Genomic DNA, 21,600 nt, shown 5'->3' with positions numbered 1-21,600 from the left:
GCACCGTGCTGGCCAAAGGACGGGGTTGCCGGTTTTGCTGCCTGCTCGACCGGTTTGACCGGGGCGACCGAAACGGTGGTCGGCTGCGGGCGACGGACTTCCTCGGCATCAATGCCCGTGGCAACCACGGAAACGCGAAGCGCGCCTTCGATGGTCGGATCGAAAGTCGAACCAAAGATGATGTTGGCTTCCGAAGCAACTTCCTCGCGAATTCGGTTCGCGGCTTCGTCGACTTCGTAAAGGGCCATATCCATGCCGCCGGTGATGTTGATGAGGACCGCACGTGCGCCCTTCATCGAAGCATCTTCCAGAAGCGGATTTGCAATCGCGGCCTCGGCGGCCTCAAGGGCACGTTTCTCGCCGGTGGCTTCGCCGGTACCCATCATGGCTTTGCCCATTTCGCTCATGACGGTGCGAATGTCAGCAAAGTCAAGGTTCACAAGGCCCGGAACCATCATCAGGTCGGTGATCGAACGCACGCCATTGCGCAGAACGTCATCCGCCATCTGGAAGGCATCTGCGAATGTGGTTTTTTCATTCGCGACCCGGAACAGATTTTGGTTCGGAATGATGATCAGCGTATCAACATATTGCTGAAGCTGCTCGATCCCCTGTTCGGCGGTACGCATGCGGCGCGTGCCTTCGAAATGGAACGGTTTGGTAACGACACCAACCGTCAGAATGCCCGCTTCCTTGGCAGCACGTGCAATGACCGGGGCTGCACCGGTACCGGTACCGCCGCCCATGCCCGCGGTGATGAACACCATGTGGCTGCCTTCAAGCTGGGCCTGAATGTCTTCGATGGATTCTTCTGCGGCTGCACTGCCCGCATCGGGACGTGCACCGGCACCCAGGCCTTGCGTGATTTTACGGCCAAGCTGCATCTTGCGTGCGGCTTTGCTCTGGCTCAGGGCCTGTGAGTCCGTGTTGGCAACAACAAAATCACAACCTTCAAGTTCGGATGCGATCATGTTGTTAACAGCATTGCCACCGGCGCCACCGACGCCAATAACCGTAATCTTCGGTTTCAGGTTTTCTTCCGTTTCAGGAACGGAAAAATTGATCGTGCTCATTGTTTGCTCTTCCTCTCCGCGCTTTAGAGCTCAAGATCGGCGCAGCCTTCCCTTTGCCACGCTACGTCTCAGGTGTCCCCCGGACATTAGACCTTGGCATTCGTTTTAGCGGGCAAAGAGTTATTGCCGTGTTAATAACAATGGAAGATTTCGAAAAATTATCGCGTTTTTGCGTTAAATAATTTTCGTGTCGCGCAAAAAACGTATTTCGACCGACCAGTTTCGGATATCGACCCCGAAAATTTCCCGGTTTCAGAAGTTCTCCTTGAACCACGCACCAAGTCGGCCCCAGCGCCCACCAGACTGGCGGATCTGGTTCATGGCTTCGCTTAGCGGGTCGTTCTGCTGCTGAAGGGCACGCAACAACAAACCGGCACAGGCCGAAAATGCCGGTCCCGCGGTTGCTTCGGCAAGGCCTGATACACCGTGTGGGGTGGCAATGGTTGCGGGACGTTCAAACATCTGGCTTGCCAGATCGGCAATCGCGTTAAGCTGGCTGGCACCGCCCGTCAGAACGATGGAACGGCCGCCGATCTGCGAGAGGCCATGTTCGTCAAGCTGATCGCGGATCAATTCAAACGTTTCTTCAAGGCGCGGTTTGATGATGTTTATCAGCATCGAGCGCGGCACATGATTGACGTTGTTTTCGTCTTCGTCGCCGATCACCGGAACAGCAAGGATTTCCTGATCGTCGGAGGGGGATGTCAGCGCACTGCCATGCAGTGTCTTCATGCGCTCGGCATGATTAAGCGACGTGTTAAGCCCATAGGCGATGTCGCGCGTCACATGCGCCCCGCCAACCGGTACCGTCGCGGTATAGATCACCTGGCCACCATGGAATACGGCAACGCTTGTGGTGCCGGCACCCATATCAATGACAGTCGCGCCAAGGTCGCGCTGATCGGCGGTCAAAGCCGACAGGCCCGATGCCAGTGGGGTGACCACCGTTTCCTCGATCCCGAGATGACAACGGCCCAGAAGGGTTTCCAGATTGCGAAGCGGGGCGGTCTGGGTGCGGACAAAATGCAGATCAAGCCCGACAACCGACCCGTACATGCCGCGTGGATCGCGCAGACCCGTCGCTGCATCCACCCGGAAGCCCAGCGGCACTGTATGGATCAGTTCGTCGCCTGCCTGACGCAGGACGGCTTCTTTCTGATCATTCAGTTTGCGGATTTCAAGATTGCCGATCGGACGTGACCCCAGCGGTAATTCAACCGTATGGGTTTCGGATTCAGGGCTGCCACCCGACAGATTGACGATGACCGACTCAATTGTCTGACCCGCCATCTTTTCCGCCGCATTAACCGCGGCCAGCACAACTTCCTGTGCGGCATCAAGATTGGCGATCGATCCGCTTTGCAGCCCTTTGGACATGTTATGCCCTATGCCGATGACTTTCGGGGCTTCGCCCTTTTCACGACGGGCAATAAAGCAACAGACCTTGGACGTGCCGATGTCCAAGGCCGCGATCAAGCCTGATCTGGTTTTGCTGCGTGCCAATTGAATGCTCTGAACTTTTTTAAAAATTATGATCTGATTTCTGTGCGCCAAATCTTATGCCGGTTTTCGCTCATAAGCTGTTGCAAATTGGTTAAGGCAGGGTGGAGTCTTCTGCATTCTTGTTTTCGGCAGCTCATCGCAGGCTGTTTTGCGATGCAAAAGCATGTGTCGATCAACCACAGGTTTCCTGCCCGCTGAGGGTTTTGCTGTACTGCAACGTTACAGGAGCCGCTTGACTCCCATCTGTAACGTTGCAGTAATCAACTGCCAAATTAAAAAACCAACAGGGAGGAAACAGTATGTTTCTTGGCAAAATGTCACGTGCCGGTATCGGTATGATCGCGGCACTCGGTCTTTCAACCAGCATCGCATCCGCGCAGGAAAGTGTGGAAGTCCTGCATTGGTGGACGTCGGGCGGCGAGGCAAAGGCGCTTCAGGTTCTTAAAAAGGACCTCGAAGATCAGGGCGTTTCATGGAATGACATGCCAGTCGCTGGCGGTGGTGGCGAACAGGCGATGACCGTCCTGCGCGCACGTGTCACATCGGGCAACGCCCCTACTGCCGTGCAGATGCTGGGCTTTGACATCAAGGACTGGGCAGGCGAGGGCGTTCTGGCCAATCTGGACGAACTGGCCGCCGAGGAAGGCTGGGAAGATGTTGTTCCCGAGGCGCTTAAAGGTTTTTCAAAATATGACGGTCACTGGATCGCTGCCCCGGTCAATGTCCATTCAACCAACTGGGTCTGGGCCAACAAGGCGATTTTTGACGAACTTGGCCTGAAACAGCCGACCAACTGGGACGAACTGATCGCGGCCCTCGATAAGATCAAGGAAGCCGGTTACACCGCAGTCGCCCATGGTGGTCAGGCATGGCAGGACGCCACCATCTTTGATGCGGTTGTGATGGCAACCGGGGGCCCTGATTTCTATCAGGCATCCATGATCGATACCGACCCGGATGCGCTGGGTTCGGATACGATGAAAACCGTGTTTGACCGGATGGCGCAGCTGCGGACCTATGTTGATGACAATTTCTCGGGCCGCGACTGGAACCTTGCGACCGCGATGGTGATCAACAAGGAAGCCGGTGTGCAGTTCATGGGTGACTGGGCCAAGGGTGAATTCCTGAATGCCGGCAAAGTCCCTGATACCGATTTCCTGTGTTTCCGTTTCCCCGGAACCCAGGATGCGGTGACGTTCAACTCCGACCAGTTCGTCATGTTCCAGGTTGGTGAGGATCGTCGGGATGCGCAGTTGAAACTGGCGTCTGCGGTGATGTCGCCAAGCTTCCAGTCGGCATTTAACGTGGTCAAGGGCTCTGTCCCGGCCCGTACCGACGTTCCGAATGACGATTTTGATGCCTGTGGCAAGAAAGGCATGGCCGAACTGGCTGCGGCCAATGACAAGGGCACATTGTTTGGCTCTATGGCGCATGGCCATTCGGTTCCGGCCGGGGTCAAAAACGCGATGTATGACGTGATTACCGCGCATTTTAACGGCGAATATGACAGCGCTACCGCGGTCGAGGAACTCGTCAACGCGGTTGAATCCGCTCAATAAGACCAAAAACGAAACCGGCGGCCGGATAACATCCCGGCCGCCGGACAAAGTGCGGAGCATCACCCATGCAATCATCCTTGCCCGGCAAGGCACAGGCAACCCTGCGGGAGGTTCTGCCCCGTTTGGTGCTGAGCCCTAGCCTGTTTCTGATCCTTTTATTCGTTTACGGATTTATCATTTACACCGGCTACCTGTCGCTGACCGACAGCCGGATGCTGCCCTCCTACGAGCTTGAGGGATTTGGCAACTATGCCAATCTCTGGGGGCAGAGGAACTGGCTGATTGCCCTGCAAAACCTTGCGATTTTCGGCATTCTTTACATTGCGATCTGTTCGGTGCTGGGGCTGGTTCTTGCGATCCTGCTGGATCAGAAAATTCGCGGCGAAGGCATTTTGCGCCCGATCTATCTGTATCCGATGGCGCTGTCTTTCATTGTGACGGGCACGGCATGGAAATGGTTTCTTGATCCGGGGCTCGGACTTGAAAACACCATGCATCTTTGGGGGTGGGAAAGCTTCACCTTCAACTGGATCAAGGATCGCGACATGGCGATCTATACCGTGGTGATTGCCGCGGTCTGGCAATCGTCCGGGTTTGTCATGGCGATGTTTCTGGCGGGTTTGCGCGGGATCGATAATGAAATCCTCAAAGCCGCCCAGATGGATGGTGCCAGCCGCTGGAGCCTCTATACCCGCATCGTCATTCCGCAATTGCGTCCGGTGTTCCTATCGGCCTTTGTGGTTCTGGCCCATCTGGCGATCAAGGCCTATGACCTTGTCATTGCGCTGACCAATGGCGGGCCAGGACGGGCCACCGAACTGCCCGCGACATTCATGTATTCCTATACCTTCACGCGAAACCAGATGGGGGTTGGCGCATCGTCGGCAGTGATCATGCTGGCGATGATTGCCTCGATCATTGTGCCCTATCTTTATTCCGAACTTCGGGAGCGCCGCTGATGTCGCGTTCAACACAACCCTCCTTTGGCACCGGAAAGCTCCTGCGTGCGGCTCTTTATGCGGTCCTGATCCTGTTTGCGGTTTATTACCTGCTGCCGCTGTTTGTCATGCTGGTCAATTCGGTCAAGACGCTGGATGAAATCCGTGGCGGCAACATGATGTCGTTTCCCGAAATGTTCACCTTCGAGCCGTGGCTGACTGCGTGGTCCAAAGCCCAGATCGGGGTCGAGCCGACCGGGTTAAGCCCGTATTTCATCAATAGCATCATGATGGTGGTGCCAGCGGTGGCGATCTCGACCGCCCTTGGGGCGCTGAATGGTTACGTTCTGACCAAATGGCGGTTTCCGGGGGACAAGATCATTTTCGGTCTGATGCTGTTTGCCTGCTTCATCCCGTTTCAGATCGTGCTGATTCCGATGGCGCGCGTGCTGGGCATGATTGGTCTGGCGGGTACGACCAGCGGGCTGGTTCTTGTGCATGTGGTTTACGGGCTTGGCTTTACCACGCTGTTTTTCCGTAACTATTATGCGGCATTCCCGGACGAGCTGATCAAGGCGGCCAAGATGGACGGAGCCGGGTTCTGGCGGACCTTTACCCGAATTCTCCTGCCCAGTTCCGGGCCGATCATCGTGGTGACGGTGATCTGGCAGTTCACCAATATCTGGAATGACTTCCTGTTCGGGGCGTCATTTGCCGATTTTGATTCGATGCCGATGACGGTTGCGCTCAACAACCTCGTTTCATCCTCGACCGGGGTCAAGGAATACAATGTGCACTTTGCCGGTGCCGTTCTTGCCGCCCTTCCGACACTGATCGTTTACGTCGTTTCCGGGCGCTATTTCGTGCGCGGATTGATGGCCGGTGCGGTCAAGGGTTAGCTCATAAAAAGACTTACAGGGAAGTTATCATGTCCTTTCTGCAAATCGACAAGGTGTGCAAAAGCTTCGGCCCGATCAAGGTTCTGCGCGACATTACGCTGGATGTCGAAGAAGGCGGTTTTCTGGTGCTTGTCGGGCCGTCGGGCTGCGGCAAATCGACCTTGCTTAATACAATTGCCGGGCTGGAAAAGCTGACAACCGGGGAAATTCGCATTGCTGGCAATGTCATTGATGACCTGCCGCCGTCGGAACGCAATATCGCGATGGTGTTTCAAAGCTATGCGCTTTATCCCAACATGAATGTCGGGCAGAACATCGCGTTTGGCCTTGAAATGCGCGGCATGCCAAAGGATGAACGCGACGCCAAGGTCGCCGAAGTCGCCAAGACGCTTCAGATCGAGCATCTTCTGGATCGCAAGCCCGGCCAGCTTTCCGGCGGGCAGCGCCAGCGCGTTGCGATGGGCCGGGCACTTGTGCGCAATCCGCAGCTTTTCCTGTTTGATGAACCGTTATCAAACCTTGATGCCAAGCTGCGCGTTGATATGCGCACCGAAATCAAACGCATGCATCAGACATTCGGCACAACGATTGTCTATGTTACCCATGACCAGATCGAAGCCATGACGCTGGGCACACGTATCGCGGTCCTGAAGGACGGCATTGTCCAGCAATACGGCACCCCGGCCGAGATTTATAACGATCCGGCCAACCTGTTTGTCGCCGATTTCATGGGATCGCCCGCGATGAACCTGATCCCTGCGACGGTGCGGGGCAGTGCGGTTGAAATGGCGCGGGCGGGCGAAGAGCCGCTGGTGCTTGAATTTCAACACCTGCCCGCGGATGTCCGGGCGCGGGACGGGCAGGAAGTCATTGTCGGCATCCGGCCCGAGGCGATTACCGATGCCGATAACCGGGCACTGGTCCGCGATGGGCAGCAGGCGGTCAGTGCGTCATGCAGGATTGATGTGGTTGAACCGGCCGGGGCGGATATTTTTGCCATCACGTCGCTGGGCGGCAAGGAAGTGGTGACCCGCCTGCATCAGGACTGGAGCGGGCAGGCCAACAGCCACGCCGAACTGGTGTTCAACCTTGAAAAAGTTGTGTTTTTTGACCCCGAAAGCGGCGTAAGACTGCGCTAGGTCCTGACCCTGGAATACCCCACGGAGGCTTTGACAACTGTCCGATCACGATCTTGCCGGGAAGGTTGGGCGCCCCGCCGCCCAAACCCGGCCGACCCTTAAAACCATTGCGGAAATGACCGGTCTTGGCGTGACGACGGTGTCGCGCGCGCTTAAGGATGCGCATGATATCAGTGCGAAAACCAAGCTGCGCGTGCGCAAGGTGGCGGACGCCATCGGCTATCATCCGGACCGGGCCGGGGTGCGGTTGCGGACGGGAAAAACCAATGTTATCAGCCTGATCCTTGATCAGACCGACAAGGTGCCGGAATTTGCCAGACGGCTGATCGTTGGCATTTCAGACGTGATCCGCGGCACGCCCTATCACCTTGTTGTGACACCACAATCACGCAGTGATGACCCGATGGACCCGGTGCGTTATGTGCTTAATACCCGGGCTGCCGACGGGGTGATCATCACCCATATCAGGCCCGATGATGAACGCGTGCAGGCCCTGAGCCAAAGCGGGCTGCCGTTTGTGGCGCATGGCCGATGCCTTTCGGCACCCGATCATGCCTACCATGATTTTGATAACCGGCTGTTTTGCGAGATGGCGGCAAGGCGTCTGATTGCGCGGGGGCGCAGGCGGCTGGCACTGCTTTCGCCGCCGTCGGAGTTTTCATATTATCAGGAAACGCTGGCGGGGTTGGCGGCGGTGGCGGAGGCAGAAAATGTGCCTTTTCAGGTGCTTGGTGGTATCGACCTTGACAGCAGCAGCGAGGTTTTGCGCCAGGCCGGCATGGCATTGCGCCATCAGGATTATGTGCCCGACGGGGTGATTTGCGGCAGCGAACTGTGCGCGATGGCGCTGATTGATGGCATGATCCAGTCGGGGATGGATGTCGGGCGGGACATTGATGTGATCGCCAAGGAAACGTCGGATTTGCTGAACTTTACCCGGCCCCGGATCGACAGTTTGCGCGAGGATCTGATCGTGGCGGGGCAGCAATTGGCGACCCATTTGCTGGACGTGATCGAGGGGCGGGAAGGGGCAAATCTGCAATCGCTGAGCGCGCCGATCCCGGTCTGGCGCAACGATGTTTAAGGGCCGACTTCCCGGATTTATTGTTCACTTAAAATGAAAAATAAGATCGATTATTCATTTTTGGTTGTTGATCGCTTTTCGGGCGTGAATCATCGACCCGTTGAAGCGTGAAAACAGCGTTTTTATTTGTATGAGGAATTGATTTTCAAAACCGGCATTTCAGGCAGGTTTTGACCCCCGCCTGCCAGATAAATCCCGGAAAACTGCCATTAATTCTATTTGTATGAGGATTTTTTCGGTGGGCTTTGCGGGCAGGGCATGTGGCGTCGGGCAGCGTTACCTTTTTTGGGTGGCTTGGGGGTGGGCGGCTGCCCCGAGGTCAGGTGGACAAAGATGGGGGCGAGTGGGTGGGGGCGACAAGTGCATTGCGCGCCCATGAGAGCTAGTCAAAGCGGTCGCGTGCACATGGTCTGCCTCTTTACCCCGAGACAGATCGCGGCAGCGAGTGCGGGCAAGTTTATCGGGGTGTCTTGCCCGCCCCGGTGATCCGCGCGGGGATAGGGACGCGCGGACCAATAGGTCAGTCGTCAGCCGAAATCCAGTTGTACTTTCATGGATTGGCTGCGATCCGAGGCAAGGTCGAAGGCGGTTTTGGCATCCCGGAAGGGCAGGACCGAACTGATGATCGGTGAAACGTCAATGACCTTGCGGTCAATCAGTTCTGCGGCCTGGGCAAATTCCGCATCAAAGCGGAAGCTTCCGATCATTCTGACTTCTTTGGTGACGGCGAGACTGAGCGGGAGTTCGCCATTGCCGCCAAGGCCGACCGTGATGATGGTGCCGCCCGGTTTGACCGCGTCAAATGCATTGGCAAGCGCCTGTGGACTGCCGGAGCATTCAAAGACCACATCCTGAGTGCCCTTGTTCATGCCGAGCGTTTTGAAGTCATCGGCATTGCGGGCAACATCAATGCAGCTATTGGCACCTGCCTTTGCGGCAACATCCAAAGCGGCCTTTGACAGGTCGGTCGCGGTAATCCAGTGCGCCCCGGAATGGGCGGCGGCCAGAATGGTCAGGCAGCCGATGGGACCGCAACCGGAAACGAGGACCTTTTTCCCCGAGAGCGCCCCGGCCTGACGCACCGCATGCAGGCAGACGGCCAAGGGTTCGCTGCAAGCGGCGTGTTCCATGTTGATGTCGGGGGACAGTTTGACCAACTGTTCGGCGGGCAGATTGATCTGCTGTCGGAACAGGCCCTGTTGATGGGGAAAGCGCATCGCGCTGCCAAAGAAACGCATGTCGGTGCATTGGTTGCGCATGTTCGCGCGGCAATACTGGCATTGGTTGCATGGCATGGAGGGATTGACCGCGACCTTGTCATTAACGGCAAGGTCGGCAACGTTTTTGCCAACGGCAATGATCGTACCGGCGACTTCATGCCCCAGAACCATCGGTTCGCGGATTTTAACCGTGCCAAAACCGCCGTTATGATAGTAGTGCAGGTCGGAGCCGCAGATGCCGCCCTTGTCGATCTGAACGGTTATCGTGCCCGGTTCCGGTGCGCCGGGCTGGTCGATCTGATCGACACGCAGGTCGTGGGGTGAATGTATGACAACAGAGTACATGTAAGATCACCTTAAAGAACGGAAATCATGCCGCCATCGGCATAGATGATCTGACCGTTCACATAGTTGGACGCATCCGAGCAGAGATAAATCGCCGTGCCGATCAGCTCGTCAGGCCTGCCCCAGCGCCGTGCGGGGGTGCGTGCCTTGACCCAGGCGTCAAATTCCGGGTTGGATGTGAGGGCCTCGTTCATGTCTGTGAGCATGTAGCCCGGCCCGATCGCGTTGGCCTGAAGGCCGTATTCGCCCCATTCGGCGGCCATCGCCTTGGTCAGCATTTTGATGCCGCCCTTGGCGACGGTGTAGGGGGCGACGGTGGCGCGCGCCAGTTCGCTTGTCAGCGATCCGATATTGACGATTTTGCCATGCCCGCGTTTGACCATGCGTTTGGCGGCTTCGCGGCCAATCATGAAGGCGGATGTCAGATTGGTATCAATCACGCGCTGCCAGTCGGCGGTGTCGAGTTCCAGCATGGGTTTGCGGAACTGGATACCGGCGTTATTGATCAAGATGTCGATCTGCGTACCGGCCGCGTCAAAACGGTCAAAGGCGGCCCTGATTGCGGCTTCGTCGGTGACGTCAAACAGGGACATATCGACTTTCATGCCGGCATCAGACATTTCCTTGCAGGCCTGCGACAGGCGTTCGGAATTGGTGCCGTTCAGGATGACGGTAGCCCCGGCCGCAGCCAGACCTTCGGCAAAGGCGCGACCAAGACCGCGGGAAGAACCGGTTATGAGCGCTGTTTTACCGGCGAGCGAGAAAAGTTCCAGAGACATGTTTCCTCCAACGGGCTTTTATTTTCAGGCTTTGCTTTCGCGGACGGTCAGGTCGCTGCGATCAAAGAAGGATTTCTGCAATTCGACGCCAAGGCCGGGGCCTTCCATCGGATAGACATAACCGTTTTCGATTTTCGGAACAGCGGTCACCAGTTCATTGTACCAACCCTTATAGAAGGCGCGGACACTTTCCTGAATGAGGGTGTTTGGCTGGCTGAACGACATGTGAATCGCGGCGGCAAAACCAACCGGTCCGATGCAGTCATGCGGGGCAAACGGACGATGCCATGTTTCTGCCAGTGCGGCGATTTTCTTGCCTTCGGTAAGGCCGCCGGTCCAGCACAGGTCAACCATGACCACATGGGTTGCATCGCGGTCGAGCATATCCTTGTAGGGCCAGCGCGATCCCAGTGTTTCACTGGCACAGGTCCAGACATCGGTGGATGCGGCAAATTCAGCCAGCGCTTGCGGCGAGTTCATGCGGATCGGGTCTTCGTACCAGGTCGGGCTGAACTGTTCGAGTTCGCGGGCGATCTTCTTGGCGGTCGGCAGGTTCCATTGGGAATGGAATTCCACCATGATTTCCATTCTGTCGCCCACGGCCTTGCGGATTTCTTCGAAGGGACGGATCGCCTTTTTCATCTGTTCGGCGGTAATGTACTGGCCGCGCGTTTCGGCCGCCATCGGATCAAATGGCCAGATTTTCATGGCCGTGATGCCGGATTCCAGAAGGTTTTCGGCCAATTGGGCGGGGCGGTTCATGAAACCGTCCAGATCCTCATAGGGGCCTTCCGGTTCGCCAAGGTTCCAGTTCGATACGGGTTTGATATTGTTGGTGCGGACATAGCGATAGCCGGCACAGGTGTTGTAAATCCGGATTTTATCCCAGCACAAACCGCCCAGCATCTGATGGACGGGCTGGTCGCAGACCTTGCCAAAGATGTCCCAAAGGGCAATGTCGATGGCAGATGCGGCACGATATTCCGCGCCCGTCGATGACTGTGCCATCGGCAGGTTGACCATTTCCTTGTGCAGGGCTTCGATGTGAAGGGGGTTCTGCCCGATCAGGCGTCCTGCCAGCGTGTCGTGAATGTGTGCTTCGACAGCACCCGCACCATAGAAGGTTTCGCCAAGACCGGTAATGCCCGCATCCGTTTCGACATGGACCCACAGGACATTGGAAAATTCGTCTACGCGGTAGGTTTTGATTGCTGTGATCTTCATTTTCTTATCCGAATTCAGATTAATTGAGTATTTCCGGGAGCCATAGCGCGATGGACGGGAAGGTGAGCATCAGCGCCAGGAAGGCGATCTGAATGAGCATGAAAGGCCAGAGAGACGCGAAAATCGTCTGGAGGGTGATTTCCGGCGGGGCGACGCTTTTGAGATAGAAAGCGGCCGGACCAAAAGGCGGCGAGAGGAAAGCCACCTGCATGGTCAGCGAGAAAAGCACCCCGAACCATACCGGGTCATAGCCAAGCTGGGTGACGATCGGCACAAAGATCGGAATGGTCAGAAGCAGGATGCCAATCCAGTCCATGAACAGCCCAAGGACGATGAAAATCGCCATCATCAGCATGATCGTGACAACAGGTGCGATATCCAGACCGGTGATCATGCCGGTGACAAAGCGCTGGCCGCCCGAAAGATTGTAAATGGCAATCAGCGATGCCGCGCCAAACGTCACCCACAGGATAATCCCGCAGGATTGCAGGGTGCGTGTCAGGGCCTGCCACAGCATGGTGATGTTCAGTTCGGATCGCAGGGCGATGATCAGCAGGGAGACGCCAACCGCGATGCCCGCGGCCTCGGTAATGGAGGTCACCCCGCCGTAAATGCAGCCGAAAACGATGCCGATCAGGACGAGAAGGGGCAGAACACCGCGTAAGAAATCCTGTTTTGTGAAGGGCTCGGTTTTTTCCGGTGCCTTTGGGGTCAGGGCCGGATTAAGCGTGCAGCGAATATAGATATAGGCGAAGTACGCAAAGGCGAGCGCGAAGCCCGGTATGAACGACGCCAGAAAGAGCTTTTGCACCGAGACGTCGGCGGTCAGTCCGTAAATGATCAGGACAATCGAGGGCGGCACCATTGTGCCCAGTGATCCACCCGCGCAGATGATCCCGATGGAGAGTTTCCGGTCATATTGCAGGCGCATCATCTGTGGTAGGGCAATCAGACCAAGCAGAACGATTTCGCCGCCGATGATGCCGCTGATGGCGGCCATGAAAACGGAAATGATCAGGGTCACGGTTGCAACGCCGCCCTTTAGATTCCCGAAAACCTTGAACAGGGCATCGTATAGATCCTGCGCCAGCCGGGAGCGTTCCAGCAGGGTTGCCATCAGAATGAAAAGCGGCACGGAGAGCAGCGAATATTCGGTCGCAAGCCCGTAAACCGTTTTATGGGCAAGTGCGATGACCGCCGGACCGAATTTAAGATAGCTGACAAGGACGGCAAGCGACCCGGCGGCGAAAGCCAGCGGAACACCCAGCGCCATCAGGGCAAAGACGCCACCGACGAGGATAATGGAAATGAGTTCAATCGACACGGTTGTCCTCCGTGACTGATTCTGCTGTGTCGGCGGGGATGCCGCGGAACCTTTTGACGCAGTTGATGATCGCGTAAAGCGCCATCAAACCGGTTGTCAGAACAATGAGCGGCTTGACCGTGGCCGGGATCGGCGGGTTCCATGCCGTGCCAAACGGTTCCCAATTCATCAGGGATTGCCACGAGCTGGGCGCGCCGAACCATGCAATGCCGAGACAGAATGTCAGGCAGCAGGCCAGCGTGATGAGATCGAATATGCGCTGAAGCCATGCGGGGCTTGCGTCATAGAGGACGGTAATTCTGAGATGCTGGTCTCTTTGCATGGCATAGAGGCCCGCGGCCAGAAACAGGATTGCCGAGAGCCACAAGGCCAGTTCGTTGGCCCAGATTGTCGGGGTTCTGAATATGTAGCGTGCGATGACTTCGTAAAAAGTCACCCCGACAATGATCAAAAGAAGTAGGGAAAATAGTGCGACGACGAATTGAAAACTGCGCACGCGTTTCGGGGTTGCCTGCATCGCGGACCTCCAGAAAAGCCCCCGGGGGAAAACCCCCGAGGATCAGAATGACGGACTTGCTGGTTAGTCGAGGATGCCGTTTTTCTTCATGTAGGCGATATGTGCGTCATAGGCCGCTTTGGCTTCGGGGCTCCGCGTTGCCCAGTCGGCCCATACGTCCTGTGCTGCCTTGCGGAATGCCTGACGGTCTTCGTTGCTCCAGTCTTCGAGGGTGACGCCGGCTTCGGCCAGTTCCTTGGCGGCTTCCTGATCAAGCTTGTTTGATTCTGCGATGACTTCCGGGGCAATCGTTGCGATGGCGTCCTGCATGGCCTTTTGCTGGGTGTCGTTCAGCGCATTCCATTTTTCCAGATTGATCGCGATATGTTCGATTGGCATGGAATGGAAGCCAGGATAGGTCGCATATTTTGCGATGTCATAGAGGCCGAGTTTCTTGTTCACGGCGAGTGTGGAGGCATCGGCCCCCGAAACCGTGCCGGTGGACATGGCGGTGAACACCTCGCCAAACGGCATCACAACCGGGCCAGCGCCAAGTTTCTGGAAAATTTCGGATTCCATGCCCGGAGGCGAGCGGAATTTCCAGCCCTTAAGATCATTGATCCCGGCAAGCGGGGTGGTGGAGCTTAGCGATTCGGGGGTTGCGATGAACACACCGACAAGATGCATGTTGAATTTGTGATACAGCTCGTTTGCGAGGTCGAGACCACCATCCTTGTACCAGCCAAGAAGCTGTTCCGGGGTGCTGTATCCGCCCATGATGTCGCCATAGAACTGGAAGGCAGGGTTTTTGCCGGTGATATAGCCCGCACCGGTTGCGTCACCGTCAATGATGCCCATGCTGGATGCTTCGAAGGCTTCGTTCGAATTCACGACCGACGAGCTGGTGTGCATTTCGATCTGCACCGTGCCATCGGAATATTCTTTGACAAGGTCGGCAAACCGCAACAGTGCCTTGCCCTGCAATGACGAGGCGTTGTGGTGCGTCTGGAATTGCAGCGGGGTCGGGTCGGCTGCGAAGGCCTGTGAGGTGGTGAAAGTCAGAAAGCCGGTGGCGGCCAAGGCGGTTAATGTTTTTGTTAGTTTTTTCATGTCGTTGGTTCCTCCCTTATGTGACATGTTGTGATATTTCACGAAACATCAGTAGCATGTATCAAGAAGGAACTTCAACAGGTTTTACTTTTCCATCCATGGGAATGTGTATATATGGTATTGAATAAAAACAAATATATTGTGACTTTTTATGAAATTACAGAGAGAGATAATGGCGTCGAAACAGAAAGATAAGGCCATTTCAGGCGATTCTTCCGAGCCGGGAAAAGCAGGATCGGGCGGGGGCAAAAACCTGAACGAGCTTGCCTATAACAAGCTTGAAGAACTTATCGTGACCTGTGAATTGAAGCCGGGCAGTTATCTGCGCATACAGGATTTGCAAACCGCAACCGGTATCAGCCGCACGCCGGTTCATCAGGCGGTTACGCGCCTGTCAGCCGATACCCTTATGATCATTCAGCCCCGCCAGGGCATCCAGATTGCGCCGATTGACCTGACGCGTACCCATTTGCTGTTGCGGCTGCGCCGCGATATGGAAAGATTTGTCGTGTCGCTGGCGAGTGCGCGGGCGAGTACGTCGCACAGAAGTCAGATGCGCCATCTGATCGGGCTTTTGACCACGCATCGCGACAAGATGACGATTGTCGAGTTCAACGAATTTGATCGCCGGATTGATCAGATGATGCTGGCGGCCTGCGGCGAGCCGTTTCTTGAATATACCTTGCGTCCCTTGCATACGATTTTCCGTCGTCTGGGGTGGATTTATCATACGCAGACGGTTGATGGGGTATCCCTTGATGTGACCATCGACAGCCATCTGGATGTTCTGAATGCGGTTGTCGAGGGCAAAAAGGATGAGGCACTGGTTGCGTCGGACAAGCTGATCGAGTTTGTGGATGCGATGTTCCCGGTTCTTGAAAGCAGTATTGCGCCGAGCATTTTTGACGTGACGCAGGACTTTGACCCATTTTGAGATTGGGGCCGGAAGGCCAATAGGATTTTGCGATTTTCCTATTGAAATTTTGTGAAATATCAGAAAATATCAAGGCGAAAAATAATAACCATATGTGGGAGGATTTCGTGAAGGTCGTGTTCCATGGGGCGAATGCCTCGACTTTTCATCCCGGTTTTGCCGAATTGCTTGATGCGGCGCATGAGCTTGTTCTGTTGCCCGATCATCTTGGCAGTGAGCATGACCGCGAAGCCTATGCCACGGCAGACGTCATTATCGGCATCAAGTTTGATGACAGTTTTCCAACCCCGCGCAATCTGAAACTGTATCAGGTGCCGGGTGCGGGCTATGACGGCATCCGTGTTCCGGATCTGCCGGTGGATGCCGATCTTTGCAATTGTTTCGGGCATGAGATCGCGATTGCGGAATATGCGATGTGTGCGTTGTTGTCACGTCATGTTCCGCTTGTGGATGCCGACGCGCGTTTGCGCAAAGGAGATTGGAAATACTGGGCGGGTGGCCCGTCTGGCATGAGAACGGAGCTTGGCAATACCACAATCGGTATTCTGGGTTACGGGCATATCGGCAAGGCGATTGCCCAACGCGCCAAGGCGTTTGGCATGAATGTGCATGTTGCCAACCGTTCCCGCCCCGAAGACCAGAGCCAGATCGATGCGTTTCATGCGATTGATGATTTCAGGGAAATGCTGGCGCATGTGGATGTGGTCGTGAATACGCTGCCGCTGGCGGCCAACACGACCGGCCTTGTTGATGGCAAGGCGTTCGCCAGCATGCAGCCCAATGCGGTTTTCATGAATGTTGGCCGTGGTGGCGTGGTTGATGAAGAGGCGCTGTTTGGGGCGTTAAAAGACGGCCTGATCGACCATGCCTTTATTGATACATGGTACCAGTATCCGAGCGGACCGGACGGGGTGACCTATCCCTCGCGCCTGCCGTTTCATGAGCTCGGTAACATTACAATGACGCCCCACATGTCGGGCTGGACGCATGGCACGATTGAACGGCGCAGAAATGTCATGGCAGATAACGTCAACCGTATCTGTCAGGGATTGGCAACGGTCAATCGGATTGCAAAATAAGGTCGTTTGACCTCATCTCCCACCGGCCGGACGGTTGATTTTCGACCGACCGGCTATCCCCGGAGCAGAAGCCGCCCTTTTGCTCCGGGTTTTCTTTGAGAAAATGGTATGCGGCACTAGGCCGCGTTACCCTTCTTTGGCGGGTTGCGGCGTTGCTCAGCCGCCCCCGGTGTCAGGCGCACGAAGGTGCGGTCGGGCAGGCGCAGATCGACGATCAGCACGTCGCGTGACAGGATGTGGTGTTCCTGATCAAGCTGATCGAGGCGCGCCCAGGCCTTGTCCATGTTTTCCTCGGGCAGGCGGATGAACATGCCGTTGGAAAGCTGGATGTTCCAGCGGCGGTTGCCGATGCGCTGTGCGCCGCTGACCATGTCAAACAGGCGCGGGATGGATTTGAGCGTGGTCAGCATTTCGCTGGCATGTTCCGGGGCATCGGCCCCGACCACGACCGGCAAGTCAAGGTAATCACCCAGTTCATAATCCTGAAGTTGCGCGCCGTCGGCATCGATCACGGTATGGCCATGATCGGTCTGCCAGAGGGCGACGGGCTGGCGTTCGGAGATCGAGACGATCAGGGTGTTGGGCAGGCGGCGTTCGACAATCGCATCGCGCACCCAGGAAAGCTGTTCGATGCGTTCGCGCGCGGCATCGACATCAAAGGTGACAATCGGGGTGCCGGGCTTCTGGCCGATGGCGGCAAGAAGGGCTTCGGGGTCGGTTTTTTCACGCCCCCGGACTTCGATGTTTTTCACCGTCATGCCAAATTCGGCGGAAAGGCGGATCGCCTCGACCTCGGCAACCGCATACCATTTTTCGGCCTTGCCGGTATACCACAGCGCAAAGGGCCCGGCGATCAGAAGGGCCGTGAGGCTCGACCACCAGAAAACATGCACCACCTTTTTCAGGTTGGCGCCAACACTGTGCTGCTGTTCAAGCTTCTCGCGGCGTTCGCGGGCCTGTTCTTCAAGGGTGCTGGGTGGGGTGCTATACATGGCAGCCATTTCCAGAGACTTTATGCACAAGTGTGAGCATCAGCGTTCGCATGAGGCATCCTCGACCATCCAGGCGACAATGTCGGCAAAACTTAGACCGTCATGACGGGCAGCATCGGGGACAAGCGATGTCGGGGTCATGCCGGGCTGGGTATTGATTTCAAGGATCGCAACGCGGTCCTGTTTGGGGTCATAGCGGAAATCGGCGCGCGCAATCCCGCGGCAGCCAAGCGCACGATAGGCCTTTTCGGCGCAATCCTGAATTTTGGCGCGAAGGTCGCCGGGGATATCGGCGGGGATGATATGTTCGGACCCGCCGGCGACATATTTTGACTGGAAATCATAAAAGGCGTGATTGCCGGTCAGGATTTCGATGATTTCCATCGCCTTGCCATCCTTGACCGCCACGGTCATTTCGCGGCCGGGGATGAATTCTTCCTGCATCACGCCATCGCCATGCGTCCATTCGCGGGCCAGCATGTTCTGTTCTTCCTCGGCCGTCAGGATAATCTCCACCCCGACAGAGGACCCTTCGTTATTGGGTTTCAGGACATAGGGCGGCGGCAGGGCATTACCCGCGGCGATTTCTTCGCGCGAGACCCAGACGTGACGGGCGCAGGGGATGTCATATTCCATGAACATTGCCTTGGCCGACATTTTATCCATGGCGATGGAGGAGGCGCGCACGCCCGAATGGGTATAGGGAATGCCCATGATTTCAAGCAACCCTTGCACGCAGCCATCCTCGCCCCAGCGGCCATGCAGGGCGTTGAACACGACATCGGGTTTGGGATCAATCGCGGCAAGCTGGGCGGCGAGATCGCGGTCGGCATCAATTTCGGTGACGCGATAGCCCTTTTCACGCAGTGCCTTGATACATTCCGTGCCCGAGGACAGGGAAACAGGGCGTTCTGCGGACCAGCCGCCATAAATGACGGCGACATGCTTGCTCATGCGTCTTTTCCTATGATCGAGTGTCCCAGTCGGTCGCCGATGCGCCGGATTTCCCAGCGCAGATCGACGCCACAATGTTTTTTCACGCGCTCGCGCACGGTTTCGCCGAGTTCTTCGAGATCAAAGGCGGTGGCATTGCCCAGATTGATCATGAAATTGCAGTGTTGCGGCGACATTTGCGCGCCGCCAATCGTCAGCCCTCGGCACCCGGCGGCATCAATGACTTCCCATGCGCGGTCGGGCAGCGGATTGGCGAAGGTCGATCCGCCGGTGCGTGATTTGATCGGCTGTGATCCGGCGCGGGCTTCGTGGATTTCATCCATGCGTGTGGTAATTTCCGCCGGGTCGCCCGGTTTGCCGCGCAGGATGGCGGATGTGAAAATCCAGTCTTCGGGCAGGCCGCAGTGGCGATAGGTCATATCCATCGCCTTGGCGGTGACGGTGTGAAGGTCGCCATTGCCGTCAATCGCATTGGCGCTGACCAGTACATCCTTGATTTCCGCACCATAGGCCCCGGCATTCATGCGAAGTGCGCCGCCAATCGTGCCCGGAATGCCCGACAGGAATTCAAGCCCGGCAATCCCGGCATCACGCGCGATTTGGGCAACGTTGAGATCAAGCGCACCGGCCCCGGCATGAATTTCACCGTCCTTGATGATGGCATCGGTAAAGGGCCGACCAAGCCGGACGACCACGCCACGAATGCCGCCATCACGGACCAGAAGGTTTGAGCCGACCCCGATGACGGTGATCGGAATTTCGGCCGGACGATTTTTGATGAAATCGGCCAGATCCATTTCATCAGCCGGTCGGAACATCACATCGGCCGGGCCACCGACCTGAAACCAGGTGACCTTGGACAATTGTGCGCCTTCGCGCAGCTTGCCGCGCACCTTTGGCAGGCGATCAATAAGCGGTGTGTGATGTCCCGGCGTGCTCATGACAAACTCGTCAAATCCGTTTCAGGTTTCAGTTCTTAAGTGCTTCAAGTTGGGCGGGCAGGGCGTTGGCCCATGCGCTGATCGATCCGGCACCCAGACAGACGACCAGATCGCCCGGCTTGGCTTCCTTGGCGATCATGCTTGCCAGGGCTTCGGGGCCTTCAAGGGCCGATACATGGCGGTGGCCACGATTGCGCAAACCTTCGACCAGTGCGTCGCGGTTGGCCCCTTCAATCGGGCTTTCGCCGGCTTCGTAAACGTCGGCGACGATCACGCTATCGGCGTCGTTAAAGCAGGTGCAGAATTCCTCGAACAGGTCATGCAGGCGCGAATAGCGGTGCGGCTGCACCACGGCGATCACGTTGTTTTCGGTTGCTTTGCGGGCGGCCTTCAGCACCGCCTTGATTTCGACCGGGTGGTGGCCGTAATCATCGATGATGGTGACACCATCAACCTCGCCGGTTTTGGTAAAGCGGCGTTTAACACCGGTGAAACCGTCAAAGGCGGAGACGATTTTATCGTCAGGAATGCCAAGTTCCAGCGCCACCGTGATCGCGGCCAGCGAGTTCGACACGTTATGATCGCCAACCATCGGCAGGCGGACATCCTTGATAACCCGTTCTGCGCTATCGACCCGTTCACGAATGACGACGTCAAAGGTGCTTTGGCCGATTTCGGTACGGACATTGACGGCACGCACATCGGCCTGTGGCGAGAAGCCAAAGGTAAAGATGCGGCGATCCGTCACCTTGCCGATCAGGGCCTGGACTTCGGGATGGTCGATGCACAGAACTGCAAAGCCATAGAACGGGATGTTCTGAACGAAGTTCTTGAAGGCCTCGCGGAGCTGATCAAAGTTTTTCCAGTGATCAAGATGTTCCGGGTCGATATTGGTCACGACCGAAATGGTCGAGGGGACCTTCACAAACGTGCCGTCAGACTCATCGGCCTCGACCACCATCCAGTCACCATCGCCAAGGCGCGCATTGGTGCCATAGGAATTGATGATGCCGCCGTTGATCACGGTCGGATCAAGCCCGGCCGCGTCCAGCATGGTGGCAACCAGCGAGGTGGTGGTGGTTTTGCCGTGCGTGCCGCCAACCGCAATCGCGGCCTTGAGGCGCATCAGTTCGGCCAGCATTTCGGAGCGGCGGACAACCGGGATCATATCGGCGCGTGCGGCGACGACTTCGGGGTTATCAGGCTTCACGGCGGTTGAAATCACCACCACCTTGGCGTCTTCGACATTGGCGGCCTGATGGCCGACGAAAACCCTGATCCCCAGATCGCGCAGGCGCTGCACATTGGCATTGTCGGAAATATCGGACCCCTGCACGGTGTAGCCAAGGTTGTGCAGGATTTCGGCAATGCCGGACATGCCGATGCCACCAATACCGACAAAATGGATGGTGCCGATGTTGAGCGGCAGGGTGTTCATGGAGTGTCTCCTCATACCTTCTGGGGGTCTTTCTTTGTCATGTTATCATTATCGGGGCTACCGGCCGGGTTCAGCCCCAGCAGATCCAGCACCATGTCGGCCAGCCGTTCGGCGGCATTGGGGCGACCGGTTGCCTTGGCAGCCTTGGCCGCACGGGAAAGTGCAGCCGGATTTTGCAGAAGTTTGGTCAAACGTTCGCTTAAAATCTCGACTGTGAAACGGTCCTGCGACATCAGCCACGCGCCACCGGCTTCTTCGACCTGCTGGGCGTTGAAACGCTGGTGATCGTCAATCGCGCTCGGTAACGGCACCAGAAGGGCCGGACGACCGGCTGCGGTCAGTTCGGCGACGGTCGAGGCGCCGGACCGCGCAATCACCAGATGGCAGTCGCGCAGACGTTCGGGAATGTCATTGATAAAGGACGCCAGCGTCACATCAATGCCCGATCCTTCATAGGTTTTGCGGACCGCTTCAAGGTCTTCCTCGCGGGCCTGCTGGGTCACGATCAGGCGATTGCGCAAATCGCGTGGCAGGGCGACCAGTGCGGCGGGCAGAATTTCGGACAGCAC

General features: G+C 56.8%; 20 protein-coding genes. 7 read left to right on the top strand and 13 right to left on the bottom strand.

What is annotated here, in order from left to right; all coding sequences use genetic code 11:
- A partial coding sequence (gene ftsZ, locus TH5_RS23690) for a cell division protein FtsZ (protein WP_114123942.1) occupies window positions 1-1,073 on the bottom strand: 1,073 nt, incomplete at its 3' end.
- A 252-nt stretch (window positions 1,074-1,325) separates the two neighbouring features.
- A complete protein-coding gene (gene ftsA, locus TH5_RS23685) occupies window positions 1,326-2,576 on the bottom strand; it encodes a cell division protein FtsA (RefSeq protein WP_114123941.1) in 1,251 nt (416 codons plus the stop codon).
- A gap of 299 nt (window positions 2,577-2,875) precedes the next feature.
- Here ftsA and TH5_RS23680 point away from each other — a divergent pair, with 299 nt between their 5' ends.
- From TH5_RS23680 to TH5_RS23660, 5 genes are all read left to right on the top strand, one after another.
- Window positions 2,876-4,135: an ABC transporter substrate-binding protein gene (locus tag TH5_RS23680; protein ID WP_114123940.1), complete on the top strand. Its 1,260-nt coding sequence runs from the start codon at window positions 2,876-2,878 to the stop codon at window positions 4,133-4,135.
- 65 nt (window positions 4,136-4,200) lie between these two features.
- On the top strand, window positions 4,201-5,094 hold the full coding sequence (locus tag TH5_RS23675) for a carbohydrate ABC transporter permease (RefSeq protein ID WP_114123939.1): 894 nt from the start codon (window positions 4,201-4,203) through the stop codon (window positions 5,092-5,094).
- The gene (locus TH5_RS23670) at window positions 5,094-5,972 is read left to right on the top strand and encodes a carbohydrate ABC transporter permease (RefSeq protein ID WP_114123938.1); all 879 of its coding nucleotides are present in this window, start codon (window positions 5,094-5,096) and stop codon (window positions 5,970-5,972) included. Before TH5_RS23675 ends, TH5_RS23670 begins: the two co-directional genes overlap by 1 nt.
- A 29-nt stretch (window positions 5,973-6,001) precedes the next feature.
- Entirely contained in the window at window positions 6,002-7,111 is a 1,110-nt protein-coding gene (locus TH5_RS23665) for an ABC transporter ATP-binding protein (protein ID WP_114123937.1), read from the top strand.
- A gap of 37 nt (window positions 7,112-7,148) precedes the next feature.
- Window positions 7,149-8,195: a LacI family transcriptional regulator gene (locus tag TH5_RS23660; RefSeq protein ID WP_341866638.1), complete on the top strand. Its 1,047-nt coding sequence runs from the start codon at window positions 7,149-7,151 to the stop codon at window positions 8,193-8,195.
- A gap of 527 nt (window positions 8,196-8,722) precedes the next feature.
- Here the strand turns inward: TH5_RS23660 and TH5_RS23655 are convergent.
- The 6 genes from TH5_RS23655 to TH5_RS23630 all read right to left on the bottom strand — a co-directional run bounded on the left by TH5_RS23655 (window position 8,723) and on the right by TH5_RS23630 (window position 14,693).
- A complete protein-coding gene (locus tag TH5_RS23655; protein WP_114123935.1) occupies window positions 8,723-9,760 on the bottom strand; it encodes an L-idonate 5-dehydrogenase in 1,038 nt (345 codons plus the stop codon).
- A gap of 11 nt (window positions 9,761-9,771) precedes the next feature.
- Window positions 9,772-10,539, bottom strand: coding sequence for an SDR family oxidoreductase (locus TH5_RS23650; RefSeq protein ID WP_114123934.1), 768 nt, complete (start codon window positions 10,537-10,539; stop codon window positions 9,772-9,774).
- A gap of 24 nt (window positions 10,540-10,563) precedes the next feature.
- The gene (locus TH5_RS23645; protein WP_114123933.1) at window positions 10,564-11,763 is read right to left on the bottom strand and encodes a mandelate racemase/muconate lactonizing enzyme family protein; all 1,200 of its coding nucleotides are present in this window, start codon (window positions 11,761-11,763) and stop codon (window positions 10,564-10,566) included.
- 19 nt (window positions 11,764-11,782) lie between these two features.
- Window positions 11,783-13,087 carry a TRAP transporter large permease gene (locus TH5_RS23640; protein WP_114123932.1) on the bottom strand — a complete coding sequence of 435 codons (1,305 nt, stop codon included), beginning with the start codon at window positions 13,085-13,087 and terminating at the stop codon, window positions 11,783-11,785.
- Window positions 13,077-13,604 carry a TRAP transporter small permease subunit gene (locus TH5_RS23635; RefSeq protein WP_114123931.1) on the bottom strand — a complete coding sequence of 176 codons (528 nt, stop codon included), beginning with the start codon at window positions 13,602-13,604 and terminating at the stop codon, window positions 13,077-13,079. The genes TH5_RS23640 and TH5_RS23635 overlap by 11 nt, the downstream gene beginning before the upstream one ends.
- 63 nt (window positions 13,605-13,667) lie before the next feature.
- Window positions 13,668-14,693: a TRAP transporter substrate-binding protein gene (locus tag TH5_RS23630; RefSeq protein WP_114123930.1), complete on the bottom strand. Its 1,026-nt coding sequence runs from the start codon at window positions 14,691-14,693 to the stop codon at window positions 13,668-13,670.
- Window positions 14,694-14,865: 172 nt separating this feature from the next.
- Here TH5_RS23630 and TH5_RS23625 point away from each other — a divergent pair, with 172 nt between their 5' ends.
- Together TH5_RS23625 and TH5_RS23620 are read left to right on the top strand one after the other, a co-directional pair.
- A complete protein-coding gene (locus tag TH5_RS23625; protein ID WP_114123929.1) occupies window positions 14,866-15,627 on the top strand; it encodes a GntR family transcriptional regulator in 762 nt (253 codons plus the stop codon).
- Between the two features lie 107 nt (window positions 15,628-15,734).
- A complete protein-coding gene (locus TH5_RS23620; protein WP_208638532.1) occupies window positions 15,735-16,706 on the top strand; it encodes a 2-hydroxyacid dehydrogenase in 972 nt (323 codons plus the stop codon).
- 116 nt (window positions 16,707-16,822) lie between these two features.
- Here TH5_RS23620 and TH5_RS23615 read toward each other — a convergent pair whose 3' ends face one another.
- The 5 genes from TH5_RS23615 to TH5_RS23595 form a co-directional block, all read right to left on the bottom strand.
- Window positions 16,823-17,698, bottom strand: a complete 876-nt coding sequence (locus TH5_RS23615) for a cell division protein FtsQ/DivIB (RefSeq protein WP_114123943.1) — start codon at window positions 17,696-17,698, stop codon at window positions 16,823-16,825.
- Between the two features lie 39 nt (window positions 17,699-17,737).
- Window positions 17,738-18,652: a D-alanine--D-alanine ligase gene (locus TH5_RS23610; protein WP_114123928.1), complete on the bottom strand. Its 915-nt coding sequence runs from the start codon at window positions 18,650-18,652 to the stop codon at window positions 17,738-17,740.
- On the bottom strand, window positions 18,649-19,593 hold the full coding sequence (murB, locus tag TH5_RS23605) for a UDP-N-acetylmuramate dehydrogenase (RefSeq protein ID WP_114123927.1): 945 nt from the start codon (window positions 19,591-19,593) through the stop codon (window positions 18,649-18,651). The genes TH5_RS23610 and murB overlap by 4 nt, the downstream gene beginning before the upstream one ends.
- A gap of 28 nt (window positions 19,594-19,621) precedes the next feature.
- Window positions 19,622-21,031 carry a UDP-N-acetylmuramate--L-alanine ligase gene (murC, locus tag TH5_RS23600; RefSeq protein ID WP_114123926.1) on the bottom strand — a complete coding sequence of 470 codons (1,410 nt, stop codon included), beginning with the start codon at window positions 21,029-21,031 and terminating at the stop codon, window positions 19,622-19,624.
- An 11-nt stretch (window positions 21,032-21,042) separates the two neighbouring features.
- The coding region (locus TH5_RS23595) for a UDP-N-acetylglucosamine--N-acetylmuramyl-(pentapeptide) pyrophosphoryl-undecaprenol N-acetylglucosamine transferase (protein ID WP_279627784.1) at window positions 21,043-21,600 on the bottom strand (558 nt) is incomplete at its 5' end.

Origin of the sequence: Thalassospira xianhensis MCCC 1A02616 (assembly GCF_003326475.1) — a bacterium.
In the GTDB taxonomy this organism is placed as follows: Bacteria; Pseudomonadota; Alphaproteobacteria; order Rhodospirillales; family Thalassospiraceae; genus Thalassospira; species Thalassospira xianhensis.
Note: the sequence above shows the minus strand (reverse complement) of the source record. Positions and strands in the feature narration are given on the sequence as shown.